The organism is Vibrio misgurnus (assembly GCF_029635775.1).
Classification (GTDB): domain Bacteria; phylum Pseudomonadota; class Gammaproteobacteria; order Enterobacterales; family Vibrionaceae; genus Vibrio; species Vibrio chanodichtyis.
The window spans coordinates 1,577,518-1,595,138 of record NZ_CP113241.1 but is presented as its reverse complement, the minus strand read 5'-3'; the positions used below and the strand labels follow the sequence as shown (position 1 = coordinate 1,595,138).

Annotated in this window: 13 protein-coding genes and 1 pseudogene; 12 read left to right on the top strand and 2 right to left on the bottom strand. The window is 46.1% G+C overall.

Translation table 11 applies throughout. The features are described from left to right. Positions 1-5 precede the first annotated feature (5 nt). Entirely contained in the window at positions 6-863 is an 858-nt protein-coding gene (locus OOK74_RS07380; protein ID WP_274721321.1) for an ABC transporter substrate-binding protein, read from the bottom strand. Positions 864-1,481: 618 nt separating this feature from the next. On the opposite strand from OOK74_RS07380, the gene OOK74_RS07375 reads away from it, so the two are divergent. The 3 genes from OOK74_RS07375 to OOK74_RS07365 all read left to right on the top strand — a co-directional run bounded on the left by OOK74_RS07375 (position 1,482) and on the right by OOK74_RS07365 (position 6,294). Further along, the gene (locus tag OOK74_RS07375; RefSeq protein WP_278183260.1) at positions 1,482-4,703 is read left to right on the top strand and encodes a glycosyl hydrolase family 18 protein; all 3,222 of its coding nucleotides are present in this window, start codon (positions 1,482-1,484) and stop codon (positions 4,701-4,703) included. A 250-nt stretch (positions 4,704-4,953) separates the two neighbouring features. Further along, positions 4,954-5,496 carry a YbhB/YbcL family Raf kinase inhibitor-like protein gene (locus OOK74_RS07370; RefSeq protein WP_274721322.1) on the top strand — a complete coding sequence of 181 codons (543 nt, stop codon included), beginning with the start codon at positions 4,954-4,956 and terminating at the stop codon, positions 5,494-5,496. A 12-nt stretch (positions 5,497-5,508) separates the two neighbouring features. Next, positions 5,509-6,294, top strand: coding sequence for a helix-turn-helix domain-containing protein (locus OOK74_RS07365; RefSeq protein WP_274721323.1), 786 nt, complete (start codon positions 5,509-5,511; stop codon positions 6,292-6,294). Positions 6,295-6,388: 94 nt separating this feature from the next. Here OOK74_RS07365 and OOK74_RS07360 read toward each other — a convergent pair whose 3' ends face one another. Further along, positions 6,389-6,877, bottom strand: a complete 489-nt coding sequence (locus OOK74_RS07360; protein ID WP_277206030.1) for a hypothetical protein — start codon at positions 6,875-6,877, stop codon at positions 6,389-6,391. A 623-nt stretch (positions 6,878-7,500) separates the two neighbouring features. On the opposite strand from OOK74_RS07360, the pseudogene OOK74_RS15080 reads away from it, so the two are divergent. From OOK74_RS15080 to cmk, 9 genes and pseudogenes are all read left to right on the top strand, one after another. Then, positions 7,501-7,614, top strand: a pseudogene (locus OOK74_RS15080) (TolB protein); the annotation flags it as partial. Positions 7,615-7,907: 293 nt separating this feature from the next. Beyond that, positions 7,908-9,209 carry a trigger factor gene (gene tig / locus OOK74_RS07355; protein WP_274721324.1) on the top strand — a complete coding sequence of 434 codons (1,302 nt, stop codon included), beginning with the start codon at positions 7,908-7,910 and terminating at the stop codon, positions 9,207-9,209. Between the two features lie 105 nt (positions 9,210-9,314). Then, complete coding sequence (gene clpP / locus OOK74_RS07350; protein WP_166014704.1) at positions 9,315-9,941, top strand: ATP-dependent Clp endopeptidase proteolytic subunit ClpP; 627 nt, start codon at positions 9,315-9,317, stop codon at positions 9,939-9,941. 79 nt (positions 9,942-10,020) lie between these two features. Beyond that, positions 10,021-11,301: an ATP-dependent protease ATP-binding subunit ClpX gene (clpX, locus tag OOK74_RS07345; RefSeq protein WP_166014705.1), complete on the top strand. Its 1,281-nt coding sequence runs from the start codon at positions 10,021-10,023 to the stop codon at positions 11,299-11,301. Positions 11,302-11,423: 122 nt separating this feature from the next. After that, entirely contained in the window at positions 11,424-13,793 is a 2,370-nt protein-coding gene (lon, locus tag OOK74_RS07340) for an endopeptidase La (protein WP_274721325.1), read from the top strand. Positions 13,794-13,967: 174 nt separating this feature from the next. After that, entirely contained in the window at positions 13,968-14,240 is a 273-nt protein-coding gene (locus OOK74_RS07335; protein WP_166014707.1) for an HU family DNA-binding protein, read from the top strand. Between the two features lie 153 nt (positions 14,241-14,393). Further along, positions 14,394-16,253, top strand: a complete 1,860-nt coding sequence (gene ppiD, locus OOK74_RS07330) for a peptidylprolyl isomerase (protein WP_274721326.1) — start codon at positions 14,394-14,396, stop codon at positions 16,251-16,253. Positions 16,254-16,389: 136 nt separating this feature from the next. Then, on the top strand, positions 16,390-16,701 hold the full coding sequence (locus OOK74_RS07325; RefSeq protein ID WP_166014709.1) for a ComEA family DNA-binding protein: 312 nt from the start codon (positions 16,390-16,392) through the stop codon (positions 16,699-16,701). Between the two features lie 219 nt (positions 16,702-16,920). Further along, the gene (cmk, locus tag OOK74_RS07320) at positions 16,921-17,598 is read left to right on the top strand and encodes a (d)CMP kinase (protein WP_274721327.1); all 678 of its coding nucleotides are present in this window, start codon (positions 16,921-16,923) and stop codon (positions 17,596-17,598) included. Positions 17,599-17,621: the final 23 nt, after the last annotated feature.

The following is a 17,621-nucleotide window of genomic DNA, read 5'->3' as shown; positions in this document are numbered from 1 at the left end:
CAATCTCAGTTTGCAAGCGGGTCAAAAAAGTATTTCTGAGGTATGGTTTTGGCTTCTTCGGTCAAATATGGATTGTCCAGATCGATGATGGTGCGTTGATCTAATTTAGCCAGCGACAGCACCATATTCACTTCTCTATCGGCAAAGAACATCTGTTCGTAGGTACCATCGGCAAAAATTTCATCGATAATGGTAAATAAATGCTGCTGCAATTCCGTATTGCCTTTTTTAACGAATAGCATGTAAGGCATTCGGTAACGCAGCATAATGTGGCTATCTATCGCCAGAGGCAATTGAGGGTGAGATTCCGCCTCGGCAAAAGGTTCCATCACGCCACGAGAGAAGAAATGGCAGCGATTTCCTGCCAGCATCATTTCAAATATGTTGGGGTATTTTAGTGATTTAGCGGTTTTTAAGCCGTTAGCATCAAGGATGAAAGTGTCAGGCCAGGTTTTTCCTGAACAGATGGTATATTGCTGAAGATCGGCTTTGTTGCGCACATGGGCCAGCAGTTGGCGATCTTTTTGATGGATTAAACCGATGCGCATCCCAAGTAAGCCTCGATAAATCGGAAAGCGTATCGCAGTAAAACGTTGCTCCATTTCTGTACTGGTTGCTACCCACATAACATCGAGGGCCCCAGACTCAAGATCGGCCATGATGCGCGAAGCGGCTGGCTCACCATTTTGACGGTAAATAAATTCAAGACTGTCAAAGCGATCGGACCGTTTGATCACTTCTTTAATTAAGGTTAAGTGTAATTTGTCATCATCAGGCTTCCCCGCCACTTTTAACGGTTCAGCAAAAGTGCCTACCGAAAAAAGGCTAGATATCAGCACGCTTAAAGTAAAAATTTTGCTCATAACTCCCTCTATATTTTGAATAATTATCTGCGATAAAGAGTACGCCATAGTCCTATAGCATTATCGACTGAGTTCAAATATATCATATTGGGTTACTGTATTGAACGGCGTTCAGAATAAGGACTTGGATTAATGTGGGTTAATTCTTATTGTGGTATTGATTATTGTTATTTTTTTATATTTTGGAATTTGTCTGGGTGATGCTTTATTGGTGTTCAGATTAGTTACGACTTAATTATTTTATTATTTCTGCCGTTTTGTTGTGCAAAGTGTAATTAAATGTTTCAAGTGAATAAGGGGTGGCTAACGCTATTGTAATAGAAGCATGACATTACTATTAGTTTTTGTTTTATTTCTATGTTTTGGTATTGATGATTGTTATGCAGTATGGCTGTGATGGAATTATTTTATTGAACCGTGATCTCAGATGTTTTTTTGAGATTGCATTTTTGATTGATTTGATTGCGTGCTGTGCGATGGTTTGTATTTATCGAGTGATGTTTACATTTGCTTACATCCAGATGAAACAGAATGAAATTGTTTTCTTCTTATAATAGGAGAGAAAATTTGTTCAATTAAATAAGTCTGGTAACGATGAAAAAATCAACATTAACTTTAATGCCAACCATTCTTGCGTTAGCAGTAGGAATGGCGATGCCTGCAGCGCAGGCGGCAATCAACAGTAATGCTTCTATCGTTGGTTCTGAGAGCGAATGGTGGAACAACTACAAAATCACATTGACTAACAATGGCAATAATCCAGTCGAACTGCGTGATGCCAGTATTGTGTTTGATAGCAACCTCTCTTTAACGACACCTTCTTGGTCAGCTACCGGCATTTCATACCCAAGCATGAGCTTTAGCAGCACCGCGCAAGGTTCAGTATTTAATAACCGCTTAACCTTAGGCTTTGATCAAGGCAGTTGGGTTAATAGCCAACTGTTGCCAGGTGCGAGCATCGAGATGACTTTGGGCGTGAGCGGCGTTCTCGACCTAAGTCTGCTGCAAAGTACGATCACTGTGGAGACAGATGGTGAGGTTGAGCCAGGTCAACCTGAACTCTCTTTGGAGCTGGCTTCTCCAGTTCAAGGTGCTGAATTTATTGAAGGTCAAGTGGTTGCGATGCTGGCTAACGTAAGCGCTACCAATACCACGGTGAAAGCCGTAACTTTCTTGGTTGACGGTGAGCAAATTGCCGAGCTGACACAAGCACCATTCCAAGCTAGCTGGATTGCGGTGGGCGAGGGTGCACACTCGATCAAAGCGATCGTAGAAGACACTTCAGGTCTGCTTAAAGAGCAAGCGGTACGTATTACCGTAAAAGCCGAAGAAATTGATCCACCGGTTGAGCCAGAGCCAGAAGTGCCAGTTGCTCCACAGATTGAACTGACCAATCCACGTAACGGACAAACGGTATTTTTAGGCAAAGCCACCACGTTAGCGGCCAATGCGAGTGATGAAAATGGCGATCTGACGGCGGTTGAGTTTTTAGTCAATGGCAGTTTGATTGGTCGTGTTGCTCAAGCCCCATATCAACTGGCTTGGACTCCAGCAGCGCTGGGTCAATACACCATTGAAGCGATTGCTTATGATGCCGCTGGGCATCAAACGTCAACGCCAACCATCACAGTGAATGCCCAAGAGATGGGCACCGGTAACCTAAGCTGTGACATCAAACAAATTTATCGTGAAGATGGTACTGAATGTATGGGTGATGATCACCCACGCCGTATTATCGGTTACTACACCTCATGGCGTACTGGTAAAAATGGCCTGCCAGCTTATTTAGCCGGCGATTTACCGTGGGAAAAACTGACTCACATTAACTACGCGTTTGCCAGCATCAATCCTGCTGATTTCAGTATGCAAGTGGATGAGTCGGCAACCCAAATGACGTGGGATAATGTACCGGGTGCAGAGATGGATCCTGCTCTCCCATATCAAGGTCATTTCAATTTGCTGAGCAAATTCAAGCAGCAGTATCCTGATGTTAAAACACTGATTTCGGTTGGTGGCTGGGCAGAAACCGGTGGCTTCTATCCAATGACCACTGATCTGGCGTCTTGCTCCGTCAACATGGAAGGCATTAAGGCGTTTAATCAGTCAGCGGTAGATTTCATCCGTAAATACGATTTTGATGGGGTGGATATTGACTATGAATACCCATCATCGATGAAAGATTCCGGTAACCCAATTGATTTCGAGCAGTCAAACAAGTGTCGTGGCCAACTGTGGGATAACTACATGGTAATGATGACTGAACTGCGTAAAGAACTGGATAAAGCCGGTGAAGAAGATGGTCGTCGTTACATGCTGACTATCGCGGCACCATCATCGGGTTACCTACTGCGCGGTATGCAAGATTTTGCGATGCAAGATGTGCTGGATTACGTCAACATCATGTCTTACGACCTGCACGGTACGTGGAACGAGTTCGTCGGCCCGCAAGCAGCGTTGTTTGATGATGGCAAAGATGCAGAGCTGGCCAAATGGGGTGTTTATAACACCGCTGAATATCAAGGTGTTGGTTATCTGAACCAAGCGTGGACACATCACTTCTTCCGTGGTGCATTCAAGCCAAGCCAAATCAACATGGGTATTCCTTACTACACTCGTGGCTGGCAAGGTGTGAGCGGCGGTGAAAAAGGGTTGTGGGGCCGTGCGGTTGAGCCAAACCAATCTACTTGCCCTGCGGGTACCAGCATTTGTGGCTGGGGCGCAGAAGGTACAGATAACATCTGGCATGATCTGGATGAGAATGGCAATGAAATCAAAGCCGGTGTCGTGCCAATGTGGCATGCGATGAACCTGATGCACGCTGATGCACTAGGCATTGATGGAATGCCAAGCTATGGTCCTGCGTGGGGCATGGATCCTACCAATCCAAAACACCTGATTGAAGGTAAGTATGAACGGGTATGGAGCCAAGATCTGCAAGCTGCATGGCTGTGGAACGACACCAAAAAAGTGTTCCTAAGCATTGAAGATAAAGACTCACTTAAGCCAAAACTGGACTACATCGTCGATAACGGTTTAGGCGGCATGATGATTTGGGAAATGGCTGGCGACTATTCGTATGATGCGGTGAAACGTGAATATGTGATTGGTTCAGACATGACCACTTATGCTCATGAAGTGTTTGCAGCAGCAGATCCGATGGATATTCGTCATAACGATCTGCCACAGCCTGACTCGGTGATTGATATCACAGTGTCGACCACCGATTGGCCAGAAGGCGATAGCAACTACCCAATCAACCCAACGGTAGTGTTTAAAAACCACTCAGACGTTGCCATCCCTGGTGGTTCTACGATTGAGTTCTTAATGCCAACCTCAACCGGTGACATCGTTAAAGATTGGAGTGGCGCAGGGCTTAAAGTGATCGAAAGTGGCCATACTGGCACTAACTTCTCAGTAAATGGTGAGAAGAAACTGTTCCACAAAGTAGCGGTAACGCTACGTGCCACGGAAACGATCCCAGCTGGCGGTGAATACAGTGTCGATATGGTGTACTACACGCCAGTTTCAGGTGTGGCTAACGGGGTACGCTTTATTGTTGGTAATGAAACAGTTGGCTTGAAGAAAGAGTTCCCAACTCTGCCAGCGTTTGCAGGTGCCACCGATGGCGGCAATGGTAGCGAAGGTGGTGCGAGTCAATCTTGTGCTGATGCTGGTATTAACCCAACGGGACTGAAAGTTTACCCTGAGTTTCCACGCGGCGATCACGCAGCCGGCGGTGATCAACTGATCCACAATGGTTCAGTATGGCAAGCCAACTGGTGGACCAACAGTACACCTTCTGCGGCAGATGGCTCATGGAAAGCGGTATGCAAAATCTAAGCTAAATTGAGTTTTTAGCTAAGCCCAACCTTCGAGTTGGGCTTTTTTGTCTGTGTATGATCAGCTTAGCGCGTGAGGTCTGCGATATCCTATAAAGGATCGCCATCACTTAGTAGACGAGTCATATTGCTGCAAGCATACAGATATGCTCAAATGATATTTATTTGGTGGTTATTATGAGTTTTTGTGTTGCCCCGCTCCGCGTAAAAAAAGGTAGAGTAGTTGGGTCAACTTAATTAGGAGAATATCTATGAAAGCACTTTATGTTTTACCTGTACTCGCCGCAGCGGTAACTTTTCCTGCGCTGAGTAGCTCAATGATGACCATCACCAGTCAAGATATCCAAGAAGGCAGCCGCATGGCGAATCATTTTGCCTTCAATGGTTTTGGTTGCAGCGGTGATAATTTGTCGCCACAACTGAGCTGGAATAATGCGCCGCAAGGTACCAAAAGTTTTGCGATCACCGCCTATGATCCAGATGCGCCTACTGGCAGTGGTTGGTGGCATTGGGTTGCATTAGATATTGCACCAAATCAACAAGCGGTGGCTCGTGGTGCCGCAAAGCAGCTTAAAGGGGTACGTGAACTGAACAACGATTACGGATTTAGCGGCTTTGGTGGTGCTTGTCCTCCACAAGGTCATGGTATGCATCGTTATCAATTTACCGTATGGGCACTTCCTTTCGAAAAAATGGAGATCCCGCAAGGCGCTTCGAATGCTTTAGTCGGTTTTATGCTGCGCGCTAATGCGCTCGGCCAAGCCACACTCACCGCAACTTATGTGAGCGAGTAATAAGGAGCAATAATGAGTCAGGCTATCGTCCAAACTGGGCAGTTTAAAGGTTTACGTAAACAACCTCTGCATAATGTGTTGATTTACGCGCCGACGATCATCTGGGTGACGCAAGGCGATAAACAGCTCTGGTGGCATGATACGACGCTGAATTTTAACGCTACTGATTGGCTGCTGTTACCCGCCAATCAGTACCTGACTTTTGTGAATGTGCCGCAGCAAGCACAATTTTATTCGCGTACTTTAACCTTATATCAAGCCCCTCCCGCAGAATGGATCGCACAATCGAACCAATCAGCGCTCAGTCAGCCGCCGAAAATTAAAGTGACGTCTGCTTTAGCTTGGTGCTTTGAGCTGGTTTACCAAATGCATCAACAGTCACTTGCGACAGAGACGCAGCGCCAACTGGTACTCGGCTTGTATGCCCAGTTACGTGAGGCCAATGCGCTGCATTTGCTGTTTCCAAGCGCGAATGCTTCGATGCGTGAGCGTGTCGCACGTTATCTGAGTGTCAATCCGGGTGATGAACACAGCATCGAAACGGTGGCCACACACTTTGCGATGAGTCGCGCAACCTTAGCTCGTCATTTAGCGGGAGAAGGGAGTGGCTTTCGTGAAGTATTGAGTGAAGTACGGATGAACTATGCGCTCGCCTTGTTGCAAGAGTTACGCCCTCTAATGGAGGTAGCGCTGGCTTGTGGCTATCAATCACTGACCCGTTTTTCTGCGCGCTTTAAGCAGCAGTTTCAATTAACGCCTTATCAATATTCACAAACTTTGTTGGCTGAGATGAAATAACATTGGGTGAGGTTAATGAGGTTAATGAGGTTAATGAGGTTAAATAGTATAAGAGCCACTTCACGTGGCTCTTACTGTATCGGCTAGTGCGAGATTAAATGCCTGCGCGCTTGAGTAATCCAGCCATCAGTGCTGAGCTGGATTTCACTTGCTTAGATTTGTTCAGCAAATTTTTCGCGAGGGTTGGATTATCAATCCCTTTGGCGATAAACGACATCGCATGATAAAAATCACTGGCTGATTTAACTTTTTTTGCATCATTCAGTGGTGCCAGCAGTTTCACCATTTCGGTGCCTTTCATCTTTTGCTCGGTAGCATACACTTCCACCGCATCCAGTAGTAGGTCGAGATCGCCCATCGCTTCGGCGCTTTCTACCCCTTGTTTTTTCATCTCTTTTTGGTTGCGTTTGCGCAATTGCTTGATCATAAACGCAGGTTTATTGATCTTTCTAAACCCCAAATACCCGGCCGCGATCACCAGTACAATTCCGCCGACCACATATCCCCAGATTGAGCCGCTAGATTCAACAACAGGCTGAACGGTTTGGGTAGCAAATTCGACGGTAGTGGAAACATCAGACATCTTACAAATCCTATCGGTGGTGCTTCGAAACAGAAGCGAATAATGAATCTGGCGCGGTCGATGACGCATTGCGATACGTCAATCTTTATTGAAAAGCACAACTTTTTCACCAGCTTTACTGCCATCAATGGGGATGGCTTGCTACAAAACCAAGTCAATTATCGCTCACGGCTCTATTTGCTTACTCACTTTGCTGGGAAAGCTCACAAAAATTGCCGCACGAGAAGAGCTGCGAGCTGCAGTCATTTATGTCACGAAAAATTAATTTTTCAATGCGTTGCTGATTTTTTGAAACTTAACCATATTGTCATTGCAGTGTCATAAACATAAAGCTCAAGGGGTTCACTATGGAACACGTTGAAATGGTACAACCTAGTGTGCTAGGTGTTGTGGGTCGTATTTTAGTGTTTTCCTTGCTGGCATTAGGAGTCACTTTCATCCTGCTGTAATGGCACAATCCGCTTCCTACTTGAACTGCCGCGGTGTTGGCTACGTTCGTTCACCCCAATCATATAGTTTGTCTATGCGCATGGGGACTCACTCACTTGCCGCCTACCTGCAACTCCAAGCTGTTTGGGTATAAAAATCGCCAAGCCGAGTTCAAAGCTCGGCTTGCAAAATAAGAGCAAGATCTCCTTTTCTGCTTTTCAATAAAAAAAAGCCTCGATTCCATTGAAAAAGCCTATATTGTCCCCATTTTAGAATCGTTAGAGGTTCCCTTGTGGTGGAATTTTTAGCACTTGATTGGGTTTTCAGAAGATTGGCTTGACTATGACGGGGATTCACTCGACAGCTTAGGCTGTGGTCGTTAGAATGTCGCGTCTGAAATTTTGTCCTGAGACTAATCGGAGATACCTTTAGTTAAAGATATCGCTCATTAGTCTGGTTTTCGGGTCATGTACTTGAAAACCGATGCTCAATATTTACATTTCAGTGTTCAATCGGGCACAACACAACAATGCCGTCTCACCTTGTGGTGTTGGCGCATGATGCTCAGAGATCCTGAGCCAGTTTTTGAGGTTTAGAAATAATGCAAGTTACTGTTGAAACCCTAGAAGGCCTACAGCGCCGTCTGAATATTACTGTTCCAGCTGCCAACATTGAAGACGCTGTAACATCAGAATTACGCAATATCGCGAAGAATCGTCGTTTCGATGGTTTCCGTAAAGGCAAAGTGCCAATGGCGATGGTTGCAAAAATGTACGGTAAAGCTGTGCGTCAAGATATGCTGGGCGAAGTCATGCACCGTCATTTCATTGAAGCGATTGTGAAAGAGAAAATCAATCCAGCGGGCACTCCGACTTTTGCTCCAGTAGAAATTGCTGAAGGCAAAGATCTGGTTTTCACTGCAACATTTGAAGTGTACCCAGAAGTTGAACTGAAAGGTCTAGAAAACATCAACGTAGAAAAACCAACTGCTGAAGTGACTGACGCGGATGTGGCAGAAATGCTGGAAACACTGCGTAAGCAACAAGCGACTTGGAAAGAAGTTGACGAAGCTGCAGATAACGGCAAACGTGTTTCTATCGATTTCGTTGGTTCGATTGATGGTGAAGAGTTTGAAGGCGGTAAAGCGGAAAACTTCCCTCTGGAAATGGGCGCTGGTCGCATGATCCCTGGTTTTGAAGACGGTATCGTTGGCAAAACTAAAGGTATGGAACTGGTGATCGACGTGACATTCCCAGAAGAGTACCACGCAGAAAACCTGAAAGGTAAAGCTGCTCAGTTCGCGATCAAAGTGAACAAAGTTGAAGCGCGTGAACTGCCAGAGCTGAACGATGAGTTTGTCGCTCGTTTTGGTGTTGCTGAAGGTGGCGTTGAGGCTCTGAAAGCGGAAGTGCGTAAGAATATGCAACGTGAACTGCATCAAGCCATCAAAGCGCGCATCAAAGAGCAAGCGATTGAAGGTTTGGTCAAAGAGAACGAAATCCAAGTTCCTGCGGCACTGATCGAGCAAGAAGTGAATGCGCTGCGTCAGCAAGCAGCACAACGCTTTGGTGGTAATGTTGAAGCCGCTGCTCAACTGCCAAGTGAACTGTTCGAAGAGCAAGCGAAACGCCGTGCTATGGTTGGCCTGCTGCTGGGTGAAGTGATCCGTACTTATGATCTGAAAGCGGACGAAGAAAAAGTTCAAGCGCTGATCACTGAAATGGCGACGGCGTACGAAGACCCAACAGAAGTTGTGGCTTACTACGAGCAAAACCAACAGTTGATGAACAATATGCGTAACGTTGCTCTTGAAGAGCAAGCGGTAGATGCGATCATTGCGAAAGCACAAGTAACTGAAAAAGCAATCAGCTTTAGCGAGCTGATGAACCCAGTTGCCGCTTAATCAGCAAACTGTCGTGTAGAAGGTTGACGTAATAAGCAATCATCTGCTAACAATGGTCCGTGTGATACCCATCATTCGGGCCATTTATTTTAGGGATATAAGGCTATGATCTATCAAGAAAAAAATGCAATGTCGCCGATTGTTGACGCACTAGTGCCTATGGTGGTTGAACAAACCTCCCGTGGTGAGCGTTCCTACGACATCTATTCTCGCCTACTTAAAGAGCGGGTGATTTTCTTAACTGGTCAAGTAGAAGATCACATGGCAAATCTTGTTGTGGCTCAACTGCTTTTCTTAGAATCTGAAAACCCTGATAAAGATATTTTCCTCTACATCAACTCGCCAGGTGGCAGTGTGACCGCAGGGATGTCGATCTACGACACCATGCAGTTTATCAAGCCTAATGTGAGCACTGTGTGTATGGGGCAAGCTTGTTCAATGGGTGCTTTCTTGCTTGCCGGTGGTGCGCCAGGTAAGCGTTATGTGCTACCGAATTCACGCGTGATGATCCATCAACCACTGGGCGGATTCCAAGGCCAAGCATCGGATATTCAAATCCATGCACAAGAAATTTTGACCATTAAGAATAAGCTGAACCGCTTACTGGCTGAGCACACCGGTCAACCACTCGAAGTGATTGAGCGTGACACGGACCGTGATAACTTCATGTCGGCCGATCAAGCAGTAGAGTATGGTTTGGTGGACGCGGTGCTCAAACATCGCGCTGGGTAAGCGGGTAATTGTATAACGCATTTCTGATGGAATTGTTATACACTCAAACCAAAATGAGTAAAGGCTAAGAGGTTAGCGAATGACAGATAAAAGCAAAGAGGGCGGTAGCAGTAAACTGCTGTACTGCTCTTTCTGTGGCAAAAGCCAACACGAAGTTCGCAAACTGATCGCAGGTCCGTCGGTATACATTTGTGATGAGTGCGTTGATTTATGCAACGACATCATTCGTGAAGAGATAAAAGATGTTCTACCGCGAAAGGAATCGACGGCGTTACCAACGCCAAGAAAGATTCGTGAACATCTTGACGACTATGTGATTGGTCAAGAACACGCCAAAAAAGTGTTAGCGGTTGCGGTATATAACCACTACAAGCGTTTACGTAATGGTGATACGACAGGGGATGGCGTTGAACTTGGCAAAAGTAATATTTTGCTGATTGGCCCAACCGGTAGCGGTAAAACCCTGCTGGCAGAAACACTGGCGCGTTTGTTGGATGTGCCATTTACGATGGCCGATGCGACCACGCTGACCGAAGCGGGTTACGTGGGTGAAGATGTAGAAAATATTATTCAAAAGCTGCTGCAAAAATGTGATTACGATGTCGCTAAAGCAGAGCGTGGTATTGTCTATATCGATGAAATTGACAAAATTTCTCGTAAGTCAGAAAACCCATCGATTACCCGTGATGTCTCGGGTGAAGGGGTTCAGCAAGCGTTGTTGAAACTGATCGAAGGCACGGTAGCCTCTGTGCCGCCACAGGGTGGACGTAAGCATCCGCAGCAGGAATTCCTGCAAGTGGACACTTCAAAAATCTTATTTATCTGTGGTGGCGCTTTTGCTGGCCTAGATAAAGTGATTGAACAGCGTGTGGCAACGGGCACTGGTATCGGTTTTGGTGCGGATGTGCGCTCTAAAGATAACAGCAAAACCTTGAGTGAACTGTTTACTCAGGTTGAACCAGAAGACTTGGTGAAATACGGTTTGATCCCAGAATTTATCGGTCGTTTGCCTGTTACGGCAACGCTGACTGAGCTGGACGAAGCGGCATTGATTCAAATTCTGTGTGAGCCGAAAAACGCATTGACTAAGCAATATGCGGCGTTGTTTGAATTAGAAAATGTTGACCTTGAGTTTCGTGAAGATGCGCTAAAAGCCATTGCGGCTAAAGCAATGAAGCGTAAAACCGGGGCACGTGGCCTACGTTCTATCCTTGAAGCGGTACTGCTAGAAACCATGTACGAACTGCCTTCAATGGATGAGGTCAGTAAAGTGGTGATTGATGAATCTGTGATCAACGGTGAGTCAGCTCCGCTGCTGATCTACAGCGCCAATGAGAGTCAAGCCGCAGGCGCAGAGTAATCTCAAGTAACAAAAAATAATCAGGAGGTATTCAATACCTCCTTTTTTTTATTCTGTCATTGAATCCAGTCAGTTAGCCCCCATATACTGCGTAACAAATGCAAAGCGGAAGAGAGAAAAATATGAACTTGGAGCGTTCCGAGCGTATCGAGATCCCCGTACTACCCCTGCGTGACGTGGTTGTCTACCCACATATGGTCATCCCTCTGTTTGTTGGCCGCGAAAAATCGATCCAATGCTTAGAAGCAGCGATGGATCACAACAAGCAAGTTCTGTTGGTCGCCCAAAAGAAAGCGGAAACGGATGAGCCGACAGTGGCCGATTTATTTGAAGTCGGGACCATCGCCACCATCCTACAATTGCTGAAATTACCTGACGGTACGGTAAAAGTGCTGGTTGAAGGGCAGCAACGCGCCAAAATTACCCAGTTCTATGAAGAAGAGTATCTTTTGGCGGATGCGCAGTATCTGATCACCCCTGAGCTGGATGAGCGTGAGCAAGAGGTGGTGGTACGCAGCGCAATTAATCAATTTGAAGGCTTTATCAAACTGAATAAAAAGATCCCGCCAGAAGTGTTAACCTCACTTAACGGGATTGATGAAGCGGCGCGGCTAGCGGATACCATTGCGGCGCATATGCCACTCAAATTGGTTGATAAACAAAAAGTGCTCGAATTGCTCGACGTGACTGAACGTTTAGAGTTTTTGATGGGACAAATGGAGTCCGAAATCGAGCTACTGCAAGTCGAGAAGCGTATTCGCACTCGAGTTAAAAAACAGATGGAAAAATCGCAGCGTGAGTACTATCTGAATGAGCAGATGAAAGCGATCCAAAAAGAGTTGGGTGAAATGGAAGACACACCTGATGAATTTGCTACGCTGCAAAAGAAAATCGAAGATTCGAAAATGCCTAAAGAGGCACGCGAGAAAACCGAGCAAGAGCTGCACAAGCTGAAAATGATGTCGCCGATGTCAGCGGAAGCAACCGTAGTGCGCAGTTACATTGATTGGATGATTAATGTGCCGTGGACTAAGCGCAGCAAAGTCAAAAAAGATCTCGCCAAAGCGGAGGAGATCCTCAACGCCGATCATTATGGGTTAGAGCGGGTTAAAGAGCGTATTCTAGAATACCTCGCGGTACAAAGCCGAATTAACAAGCTGAAAGGGCCGATCTTGTGCTTAGTTGGACCGCCGGGGGTGGGCAAAACCTCACTAGGCCGTTCAATTGCTGCCGCTACTGGTCGCCAATATGTACGTATGGCACTGGGTGGCGTGCGCGATGAAGCCGAAATCCGTGGTCATCGCCGTACCTACATTGGCTCTATGCCGGGTAAGCTTATTCAAAAGATGGCGAAAGTCGGGGTTAAAAACCCGCTGTTCTTGCTCGATGAAATTGACAAGATGTCCTCTGACATGCGTGGCGATCCCGCTTCTGCCTTGCTAGAAGTGCTCGATCCAGAGCAAAATAATTCGTTTAACGACCACTATCTGGAAGTCGATTACGATCTTTCTGATGTGATGTTCGTCGCGACATCCAATTCGATGAATATTCCGGGGCCACTACTCGACCGGATGGAAGTGATCCGCTTATCGGGTTACACCGAAGATGAAAAACTCAATATTGCCAAAGATCATCTGGTCAATAAGCAAATTGAACGCAATGGCCTGAAAGCTAGCGAAATTGTTATCGAAGACTCAGCGATTGTTGGCATCATCCGTTACTACACCCGTGAGGCTGGAGTGCGTGGTCTAGAACGTGAAATTTCCAAAATTTGCCGCAAAGCGGTGAAGAAAATTTTGTTGGATAATAGTGTTAAAACCGTAGTGATTAACCAACAAAACTTAAAAGAGTTTTTGGGGGTTCAGCGTTTTGACTATGGCAAGGCGGAAGAGAGCAACCGAATTGGCCAAGTTAACGGTTTAGCTTGGACCGAAGTGGGCGGCGATCTGCTGACCATTGAAACCCAATCGATGCCTGGGAAAGGCAAGCTCACTCAAACCGGTTCGCTTGGCGATGTGATGCAAGAGTCGATTCAAGCCGCGATGACCGTGGTACGCTCGCGCGCTGAAAAATTGGGCATCAACCCCGATTTTTACGAGAAAAAAGATATTCACGTGCATGTGCCAGAAGGTGCCACGCCTAAAGATGGCCCAAGTGCGGGTATCGCGATGTGTACAGCATTGGTATCGAGCTTGACTGGCAATCCAGTCAAAGCCGAAGTGGCGATGACCGGTGAAATTACCTTACGTGGTGAAGTATTACCGATTGGTGGTTTGAAAGAGAAGTTGCTGGCAGCACACCGCGGTGGGATTAAAACCGTGCTGATCCCGAAAGATAATGAGCGTGATCTGGAAGATATTCCGGACAATGTGATTGCCGATCTGCAAGTGCTACCAGTGCAGTGGATCGATGAGGTACTCAAGGTTGCCTTAGAGCAAGACCCGACCGGGGTTAGCTTTGAGAGCAAAAAGAGTGATGCGCAGCAAAAATAAGTAAATCTTTACGCTGATAGACCTAAAAAGGCTTGTCAGCGTTTTTTTTGGGCGCTAACGTTACGAGCTATAGCTTGTAGCCCTGATGCAACAAGGCTTTAGGCTAGTTTTAAACTTTAATGGAACGAAATCGGCACCGATAAAATAATAAAGGGTGACCAAAGGGGAATCACAGTGAATAAGACACAACTAGTAGAACAAATTGCCGCTAATGCAGACATTTCTAAAGCCTCTGCAGGTCGCGCTCTTGATGCATTTATCGAAGCGGTAAGCGATACGCTTCAATCTGGTGACCAAGTGGCACTGGTTGGTTTTGGTACATTCAGCGTACGTACTCGTGCCGCGCGTACTGGCCGTAATCCAAAAACCGGTGAAGAGATCAAAATCGCTGAAGCAAAAGTGCCTGCATTCAAAGCAGGTAAAGCGCTAAAAGACGCTTGTAACTAATTTGAATCAAGATTTTGCGGTTTTTTTGCAAAATCTCTGCGAACCTTTTGAAATTATGCGCATCCTACTGATGCGCATTTCTTTTTCTGATATTATCGCGCCATTCACTTTGGGCTTATAGGCCTGATATCAACCCCGGAGAGTAGTAGCATTATGATGGATCGATTACGCGAAGGCGTGAACAGCATCGCGGTTAAAATTATCCTTGGATTAATTATCCTGTCTTTCATTTTTGCTGGTGTAGGTAACTACCTGATCAGTGGTGGTAATAATGCGGCCGCTAAAGTAGGCAATGCAGAAATCAGTCGTGGTGACTTTGAGCAAGCCTATCAAAACGAACGTAACCGTATGCAAGCTCAACTGGGGGATTATTTCTCCAATTTACTGGCGGATCCGGCTTATGTTGCTTCTTTCCGTAAATCAGTACTTGATCGTATGGTCAACGATTTGTTGATTGAGCAATATGCCGCCTCACTGGGTTTGCGTGTCAGTGATCAGCAAGTGCGACAAATGATTTTAGAGATGCCACAGTTTCAGCTACAAGGTCAATTTGATCAGGAACTGTACCAAACGGCGCTACGCCGAGCAGGATTCTCGCCTGATATGTTTGCTGAGTATTTGCGTACCGATTTAGTGCGTAACCAGTTAATCAGTGCATTGCAAGGCAGTGAATTCAGTTTGCCTGGTGAAGTGAATTTACAAGATCAATTGATCTCACAAACACGAAATATCCGCACCATTGCTTTATCCTTGGCTGATTTTGCCCAAAAAGTGACTCTGAGTGATGAAGAGATTGAGCAATATTACCAAGCGAATACTGAGCGTTTCACGCGTCCAGAGCAGATCAAAGTCTCTTACATTGAGCTGTCAGCCGATGGATTAAAAGCGACTTTGAGCATTGATGATCACGCTGCACAGCAGTTCTATCAAGAGCATCTGGACAAATACTCCACGGCAGAGCAGCGTAAGGTAAGTCATATCCTGATTGAGGGCGATGATGCGCAGTCAGCACAGGCCATTTTGGATCAACTGAAGGCGGGTGGTGATTTTGCAACTCTTGCCCAACAAAAATCGCAAGATGTAGGTAGCGCGCAAGATGGTGGCTCATTGGGCTGGATTGAGCGTGATACGATGGATCCGGCTTTTGAGGCGGCGGCATTTGCACTTACCGAACCTAACCAAGTCTCAGGTTTGGTCAAATCGGAATTCGGTTATCACATCATTCGTCTGGATGAAGTGAAAGCCCCAGTGGTTAAGCCATACAGTGAGGTTGAACAAGCGATCAAACTAGAACTGGCCGATCAACAAGCATTAGATAGTTTCTATGCCAAACAAAGTGAGTTGGAAAAGCTGGCTTTTGAGCATGCCGATTCTCTGGATGACGCCGCTAAAGCCATTGCTGCTAGAGTGGAGCACACTGAGTTTGTCTCATTCGCACAACTTCCCGATCCACTGGCAATACCTGCCGTCCTACAGGTTCTCAAATCAGCAGAAGTTAAAGAAGATGGCCTTAACTCTGAACTGATTGAAGTAGCACCAGAGCATGTCGTGGTGGTGCGTGTTGAGGAGTCACGTCCTGAAACCCTATTGCCTTTGGCTGAGGTCAAGGCTCAAGTGGTTGAGCAATTGTCTCGCATGAAAGGTGAACAGCAAGCCTTAGAGTTGGCTAACCAACTGGTTGCTGGTTTAGCGGCGGGTAATAGTGCGCTACTGAGCGAATCTGGCTTAGCGTTTGGTGAATCGCAAATGATTGATCGCAGCTCACCACTGGCCAATACCGTTTATGCGATGGTTAAACCGCAAGATGGACAGCAAGTGTACGCACAAGCTAAAGATTTTGATGGCAACATTGTGGTGATTGAACTGAATAAGGTAGAAAGTAAAACCACCCCAGCTTACCATGAGCAAATTGCTAGCCAACTACAACGGATCGGTGCACAGCAAGATTTGACCGGTGTGGTTAGTGTATTACGCCAAAGTACTAAGATTGAATATCACATTGCGACCGAATAAGCAGTTACGATGTAATTGATATGTTTAAATAAACGGGCTATAGCAATAGCCCGTTGTATTTATATTAAACTGTAATTTTCGCCTCGATTTAACCTCGCTATGCTGCGGACTCCATAACCCAATATGAGAGTCTATTATGCAATTCAAAACTAGAATGATGACGGCCTTGCTTGTACTGTGTTTACCTGCGGCTCCGATGTTGACTTGTGCACAAGAGGCGACATCGGTTGCACCGATCGAAGAAGGGATAGTGATCACGGTAAATATTAATACCGCATCAGCAGAAGAGCTGGCTACTTTACTGAAAGGGGTTGGTATTAAGAAAGCACAAGCGATTGTGGATTATCGACAAACCAATGGCCCGTTTGCGAGTGCTGATGATCTTACCCAAGTGACTGGAATTGGAGAGTCTATCGTGCGCCAAAATGCAGCAAGAATTTTGCTATAAACTGGCTGATGATTTGGCACTGTCAGTGTGTGGATCGGATTTAACACGAATACTCATTGTGAAACTCGGCTTAGGCCGAGTTGATTTTTTTAACTGGATCGGCTTTTTCTGGCTATTCTCAGGACTCTTACCTAGCACCTCGACGCCTTTACACTTATAATTCTACGCCGAAAATGCGGACGTGCTCTCGACCGCCTAAAACAAAAAGTGGAGAAAAACATGTCTTCTCATACGCCGATTGTTACCGTTGATGGGCCTAGCGGTGCAGGTAAAGGCACATTGTGCATGTTGTTGGCTAAACAACTCGGTTTTCAACTTTTGGACTCCGGAGCGATCTATCGCGTACTCGCACTGGCGGCGCTTCATCATGGGGTAGATCTTGAATCGGAACCGGCGCTAGTTCCTCTGGCGACCCACCTTGATGTTCAATTTATTGCCGAAGGCGATTTGGTCAAGGTTATTCTCGAAGGTGAAGACGTTTCTCGTGAATTGCGCAAAGAAGAGACGGGTATGGCGGCATCAAAAGTTGCCGCATTGCCACGTGTTCGTGAAGCGTTGCTACGTCGTCAACGCGCATTTGCTAGTGGTATTGGTTTAGTCGCGGATGGGCGCGATATGGGAACTGTGGTTTTCCCAACGGCAGAAGCCAAAATCTTCCTTGATGCTAGCGCAGAAGAAAGAGCGCGTAGACGCTTCAAGCAGTTGCAACTCAAAGGGCTTGATGTTAAATTTGACGCCCTTTTAAGCGAAATTCAGCAAAGAGACGATCGCGATAGAAATCGTACTGTGGCTCCTTTACGTCCTGCTGAAGACGCGTTAGTGCTAGATTCAACCGCATTGACTATCGATCAAGTGGTTGAACAAGCGCTACAATATATCGAATCTAAACTGGTGTGAGTTAATCACGTCAGGTGAGAACG